This is a genomic window from uncultured Paraglaciecola sp. (assembly GCF_913058035.1).
Taxonomy (GTDB): Bacteria; Pseudomonadota; Gammaproteobacteria; order Enterobacterales; family Alteromonadaceae; genus Paraglaciecola.
In genome coordinates, this window is the sequence record NZ_CAJXPA010000194.1 from 1 (window position 1) to 7,346 (window position 7,346).

The 7,346-nt window shown below is 37.3% G+C and carries 3 protein-coding genes; all 3 read right to left on the bottom strand.

Annotated features, from left to right (window positions below):
• Positions 1–1,636: 1,636 nt before the first annotated feature.
• Entirely contained in the window at positions 1,637–3,811 is a 2,175-nt protein-coding gene (locus QZ562_RS18025; RefSeq protein WP_293763265.1) for an EAL domain-containing protein, read from the bottom strand.
• A gap of 1,156 nt (positions 3,812–4,967) precedes the next feature.
• Entirely contained in the window at positions 4,968–6,017 is a 1,050-nt protein-coding gene (locus QZ562_RS18030; protein WP_293763268.1) for a succinylglutamate desuccinylase/aspartoacylase family protein, read from the bottom strand.
• A gap of 4 nt (positions 6,018–6,021) precedes the next feature.
• Positions 6,022–6,927: a 30S ribosomal protein S6--L-glutamate ligase gene (gene rimK / locus QZ562_RS18035; protein ID WP_293763271.1), complete on the bottom strand. Its 906-nt coding sequence runs from the start codon at positions 6,925–6,927 to the stop codon at positions 6,022–6,024.
• Positions 6,928–7,346: the final 419 nt, after the last annotated feature.

The following is a 7,346-nucleotide window of genomic DNA, read 5'->3' on the forward strand; positions in this document are numbered from 1 at the left end:
AAGTAGAATGGTGTATATATATTATTTATATACTGCCAGCCACAGAAAAACACCTACAAAAATATCAGAGTAAAATAGGGTGGTATTCTAAATAAATCTGAAACTGATCCGATTGATTGGACGTCATTAGCTATATATAGTTTTAACTGTATGATTATCGTAACGATAACTATTTATACACTTGCCTAATGACACTAAAGTTGACTAAAGTATATGAATGTTGGTTTGAATCTCTAGATAGTCAATAAATTGAGCACGTTACCACAAAATTGCATTCTATTATTAAAGCCCTTATACCAAATCTATTTTTGTCTGTTGCCCCAGAAACTCATTTGCTATTAACAACTTAGCTAAAGGAGCACTTATTATTGCTTGCAGCGGTATGTGAACTGGTGGCGTATTCGACAACACTTTATACAACGAATTTGAGATACGCGTAACGCTAAAATTTTTGTGTCATTTGCTTTTCTAGTTGACTGAGACCGATCTGTTCAATTTCGAATTTTAAAATACCATCATAAATAGAACCAAATTCACCCAAAGTGCAGCTGACAGTGTCAGCTTGTTTGTTACACAGTTACACAATTAAACAGTTGCACAGTGCCCTTAATGATGTCTGCACGGATACCGAGTTGCGTGACATAATAGCAGCATGACAAATACGACGTCCGCTGTTTGTTACAGTTGCTGATACTTCTAAATGCAAAAAGACACTGAAAATTTCATAATCGTTATTCACATCCATTTTAAGATGATAGATGTTGAATGTTGCAACATCTATTTGTGAGGACACTGTCTCAGGACAAGTTTAAACAATATAAATTTGCCCGTCGATACCATCATTTGCCTTTTTCTATCCATAGGTGTATAAAATCCCACTTTTTGCGAATAGTGTTTTTCAATTTTAATAGTGTAATCAGCTAATGTCATGACATCTTAATCAGATATGCAAAAGTGCTGTTTTCATTATTACTGGTTTCTATATTCTCTGCATATTCTGCAGAATTATTATTAGTGTCGAGACTGTTTGTAAAAATAATTTTTTTAAAGCTGGTTTGGCACTACTTATTTTTGAACTTAGTGGCATATGCTTGTTAATGGTAGCGAGCGTTTTAAAATAGTGAGGTTTCAAACAAGAAATATTAGTAAATTTTACCGATACATTTATAAGTTTATATCTGTCCTTAGTATGACTAACTTCCCACGAAATGAAGCGATATGGTGACAAATATAACGATCTAATGTTTAACAACAGCGATAGCGTTGCATCAAAACGTGCAACTTATTAAACATTACACTGGCATACATATGATTGTTAAGTTTGTATAAATTACCTAACGTTCTATCAACTTAACATTCTAAATTTAAAGATAGCTCCTAAACACATACGTATCACGTGTGAGTAATAATGTGGGTAGGCGCCTAATCGCATGTCTGAAAATTGTCAACTCTCACGCTAGATTGAACATTATAGTAAGTTGGGGTGTTTAATTTTTGAGCAACATAATACTGTTCATAGCGATATTAAACACACTTTCGACTGACGGCAATAAGTATCCTTTGGTTATTCAAACAAGCTTTTTGATCTTATACGCTTTAAGTGGTTATCTTTATGTCAGTTGATCCGACTAAACATTCAAGCTTGCCAATAATCATCAGCTTTCCAGTTAGATACCCATTTATGAATTTCACCAGCAGGCATGGGACGAGCAATCCCATATCCCTGGGCTAATTCACAACCCATTTGTAATAGTACTGTTCCATGATCCATGGTTTCTACTCCTTCAGCTATTACGTCCCGCCGAAATGATTTAGCGAGTCCTATTATGCCTTCTACTATCGCGCAATCCTCCGTATCTTCAAGCATGTCACGCACGAAAGTCTGATCGATTTTAATCAAGTTTGCCGGAAGGCGTCTGAGGTAAGTAAGTGATGAGTACCCGGTGCCAAAGTCATCTAGAGCAAAGCGCACACCAAGTTCATTACATGCACTCATTGTGGCAAATACTTTGTCGATATCATTCAACGCGCTGGTTTCCAGTATTTCTAATTCTAAACAATACGGGTTTACTTCAGGATGGGATGATAATAAGGACGTTAATCGATTTGTAAAGTTATCCTCTTGTAATTGATAAGCACTAATATTGACACTGATAGGTAAATTAAGCCCTTCACTTTGCCACTGACTTATTTGTGTTAATGCACTAAGTATGACCCACTCACCTATTTCTATGCTAACTGTTTGACCCTCAATCATCGGTAAAAAATCCAATGGTGGTACTAAACCACGAACAGGATGCTGCCAGCGAATTAATGCTTCTGCTCCTATTACTTCCCCGTTAGACATATTGACCTTAGGTTGGTAGTAAAGAACAAACTCGCGATTGGATAAGCCTGTAACAATATTTTCTATACTTGCTAGTTGGATTTTGATTTCATTATTTTTTGCGGTATCAAACAGGCGATAGCGGTTTTTACCTGCTTGCTTAGCCACATGCATGGCTTGATCAGCATGGCGTATTAGTTGATCTACACCTGAACCGTCTTGTGGATAAAGTGTTACACCGATGCTCACTGTAACTTCAGTTACAGCACCACCCAAAGTAAATGGCTCAGCAGTAGCCTCTAACAAACGTTCGAGTATAGGCGCACTATCCTCAGGATTGTCTAAATTAACCATTATTGCGATAAATTCATCACCGCCGATTCGTGCCAATGTATCAAATTCACATAAAGCAGCTTTCATACGATGCGACACTGATATGAGTAGATCATCTCCCACATTATGACCGTGTTTATCATTGACCTCTTTGAAGCCATCTAAGTCCATAAATGCGACCGCTAATGACTGATTGTGAGGTTGACATTGCTCCATAGATTGACTTAGTCGGTCTGCCAATAATATTCGGTTAGGCAAATTAGTCAGTGCATCGAAATGAATAAGACGTTTCAGTTGTCCTTGAAGTGCCTTCATTGAAGAAATATCGGTGGATAATGAAACGTAATGGTCAATAACACCATTAGCATTCTCCATAGCAGTAATAGTCGTCTTTGCGGGATAGACATCACCACTTTTACGGCGGTACCATATTTCACCATGCCAGTGGCCTTTTGATAATAGCGAATCCCACATTTCAGCAAAAAATTCTGGCGTCTCGTCCCCAGATTGGACCATGATTGAATTTTCTCCGACCACATCTTTAGAACAGTAACCTGTCATCTGATTGAAGCTATGATTAACTTCTGTAATAGTCGCATCAGCATCAGTTATCATAATGCTCTCATGTGAGTGAGTGAAAATTGTGGCTGCACGTTTTATCTTTTGTAGTAGACGTTCTCTTTCTATACCGAAACTCACTAATTCGTCTACTAGTTTGTCCTTCTCTTCGTTAGCAATGACCAATTCATCTGCTAGTTTATCTTTCTCTTCGTTAGCAATAACTAATTTATCGGCTCTGTCTGTAACGTCCTCCATAGATAATAAAATAACATGCTGTTTGCCTTCCAAATTTTCAATCTCGCGGGCATTTAATAACATTATCCGCCGACCGATATTCGCAAAATCATATTCAATGAGATAATTATTAAAACTGGTCTTCTGCGGTAAGATATTCTCTAGCAGTTCTCGCAGTGCAGGAATATCCCATTGCTTATTGTTCAACTCATAAATGAGAGATCCTACAGTATTTTCAGGTTTGACCTTAAAAAATTTGTAAAAGGAATGGTTTCCATTGACTACCCTTAAATTTTTATCCAGTGTGACTAGGGGCGCGCGCATCGCGTTTAATACTCTATTAGAATATTGGGTCATATTTTTAATGCCTCCGTGCACTTATAATGAAGAATAGTTACAACATGTGATAGTCATTGCTTCATTGTTGAGAAAGTGAAGCTAATTTAATAAGCGTGATTGATGTTTTTTCACTAAAATGAATTGTTAAATTAATGATTTTTTACCGTATCATAGTTCTTAATTGAGAATATGTTTAAATCAATTGTATCAAAATAGATTCATTCATATTGTCTGCGACCATATCTTCGTATACGAAATGTATATGTTTACGATAGGTATTGTGACTGCCTTTTGTACTCTTTATCTTAATGCTCTTGACAATTCTGTCTTCAAGTATTGTCGAGTTGGTTTGCGTGTGATTGCTAGCTTTTGCAGATAACTGTAAATTTTGTGTGGTAAGTGGATTGGCCGGCTTGGATCCACAATATCATTGAACTTCCGATTGTAACGGCCACTATAGTGGTAGTGAAAAAGTAAGGTGCTATATGAGTTCCGATGTGGCATAAAAAGTCTTAATTTCCAGATACTATAATTCTTAGCTCAATTGAAGTTAATGCCAGCGGTACCATAACCATTTGGATCAATGCAAAAAATAACCTGCCTGAAAGTGCCAGCCAATTGGCTTAAGTATTTGCTGTGGTGGGATTAGCCAACGCACCACAGGTAGGCGAAAGTGTTAATCCCACCGTGTTGACTTAAACCATCGCTACCGATATTTGTGCCTACAAACGCTTGCTGATCAAGAAATCTACGTCCTAACAAACGATTAGTGTCCAACGGTGTTAGTGCCTTGGTCAAAACACGCCATTAATTACGTTTGTGCAAATTTAAATTCTAAATGTATTAATAATTAGACGTAGAAAATTGTGGATAATCATAATTTCTCCATGTTTTAGTTGCTGTATTAATTGATATTAAGTTGGGGTAGGGGGATTAATTAAGAAGCCAGTACTGCAGCAAATCATATAAATACTTTTACTGCGAAAAACATCCACAGTGAATAATTAGGACAAAAATCATAACTAAAACAGAGCTAGGCTAAATTGGATGTAACTTAAGTTTCAGGTTTTACCTTTTAACAGGAAATACATGACTGGTTGAAAGTGACACTTATTAAAAATAAAAGCGAATAAATAAGGGAACATTAGCTCCCTTATTTAATAGTTAATGACCGTCAACCATCTATTAATTGACTTTCTAAAGCGTCTTGTTCTACTTTTTCTGCCATATCTTCATTCATCATGTCTATATTTGTAGCTACTTCATCTGGTGATTCAAAGTTTGCGACGTGAAACATAGCGTCACCTTCTTGCACTAATGGGATATTTTGTTTGCCAATAATGATCCCCGCTCTAGGTGCTTCAAGGATTTCTATGAAACTACCTGTTGGGCTACATATTTGTGCAAGAGCATCACCTCTTTCTACATGGTCCCCGAGTTGTTTCTTGTCTAATACCATACCGCTAGCAGTTGCTCGTACCCAAGCACTATTGTTAGCAACAAATGGTAATGTTTTTTTCTTTGAACTGGTTCGTCTTCTAACCATGCCAAGCTCAGACAGCACATTAAAAATACCTCTTAACCCGATTCTGATAGACAATTCGTCAAATCTTAATGCTTCTCCTGCCTCGTAAAGAAGGATTTTAGTACCATTTTCTGAAGCAGATTGTCGTAATGATCCGTCTCGTAAGTCTGAATTGAGTAAAACAGGAACGCCAAAAGCATGGGCTAGTGATAAAGTTTCATCATCCTTAAGATTAGCTCTGATTTGAGGTAAGTTACCCCGATTAATCGCACCTGTGTGTAGGTCAATACCGTAATTACATTTACTCGCTACCTCTGTTAAAAAAAGATGGGCCAGCCGACCAGCAAGAGAACCTTTTGGCGAGCCTGGGAAACATCTATTTAAGTCGCGCCTATCTGGCATATAACGGCTTTGATTGAGCATTCCATATACATTTACTACAGGCACCGCAATAAGTGTGCCTCTTGAGAGTTTAAGTGACTTAGATATAAGTAAACGACGAATAATTTCAATACCATTTAATTCATCACCATGAATAGCTGCGCTAACAAAAATAGTGGGACCTGGCTTTTTTGCACGTATCACGTCAACAGAAACAGACATTTGAGAGTCGGTATATAACCTTGCCACAGGCAATTCAAGTTGTACTCGTGTGCCTAAAGCTATTTCGGTTCCACCAATAGAAAAACTATCAACCACAGAATTACCCCTTACCTTGTGTACGATTTCGATGTGGCTTAGCGTTTTTTTCAATAAACTGGAATATCATAGTGGCCACATCCTTTTTAGTCGCAGTTTCGATACCCTCTAGGCCTGGTGACGAATTAACTTCCATCACAACTGGGCCACGTTCGGCACGCAATAAATCAACACCACATACGTTTAAACCCATTATGTTTGCCGCCGAAACTGCCGTTGCTCTTTCTTCTGGTGTAAGTTTAATTAATACTGCCGATCCACCTCTGTGCAAGTTTGATCTAAACTCCCCCTCAGCGCCTTGACGTTTCATAGCTGCTACAACACGGTCGCCTACAACAAAACATCTAATATCCGCACCGCCAGCTTCTTTGATAAATTCTTGAATTAAAATATCGGCATTTAGACCCATAAAGGCTTCAACGATTGCCTCAGCTGTTTTAGTCGTTTCAGCAAGCACAACACCTATACCTTGTGTGCCTTCAAGCAATTTGATTACGCAAGGTGCACCACCAACGTTTTTAATTAAATCTTTAATATTGTCAGGCCGGTTTGCAAAGCCAGTTCTTGGTAAACCGATACCTTTTCTTGATAATAACTGCATAGAACGTAATTTATCCCTGGAGCGACTAATAGCAACAGACTCATTGACACAGAAGGCACCGGTCATTTCAAATTGACGAACAACTGCCGTACCATAAAAAGATATAGAGGCACCAATACGTGGTATTACTGCATCGTATTGTGGAAGTTCTTCGCCTTTGTACCGAACCACAGGCCTGTTGCTAGTTATGTCCATGTAGCAGTGCAATGTATCGATAATGTCAACTTGGTGACCAAGGGCTTCACCGGCTTCTTTCAAACGCCTAGTAGAATATAAATTTTTGTTTCTAGATAAGATCACTACTTTCATTTTGAATTGCCTTTTTTATAAATAACTTACGATAGATTAACCTTTTAGCTAATTAGTCACAAAGTAATAAAAGTATTTGAGCTAGCGTAATTGTAGGTATTAATTTTATTTTAAAATTATTTAAAATAAAATTACAGCTTAGTTTGACACTTTAAAACTTTAATAAGTATTACCCAAATTCAAACTGCAATTATTCACATAAGTGAATAGCTGCATAAGTGCATAGTCACATAAGTGGATAGTCACATAAGTGAATAGTCACATAAGTGGATAGTCACATAAGTGGATAGTTACATAAGTGGATAGTTACATAAGTGGATAGTTACATAAGTGGATAGTTACATAAGTGGATAGTTACATAAGTGGATAGTTACATAAGTGGATAGTTACATAAGTGGATAGTTACATAAGTGGATAGT

Coding starts and splice junctions, on each gene's coding strand:
- QZ562_RS18025 (WP_293763265.1), bottom strand. CDS start 3,811: ATGACCCAATATTCTAATAGAGTATTAAACGCGATGCGCGCGCCCCTA.
- rimK (WP_293763271.1), bottom strand. CDS start 6,927: ATGAAAGTAGTGATCTTATCTAGAAACAAAAATTTATATTCTACTAGG.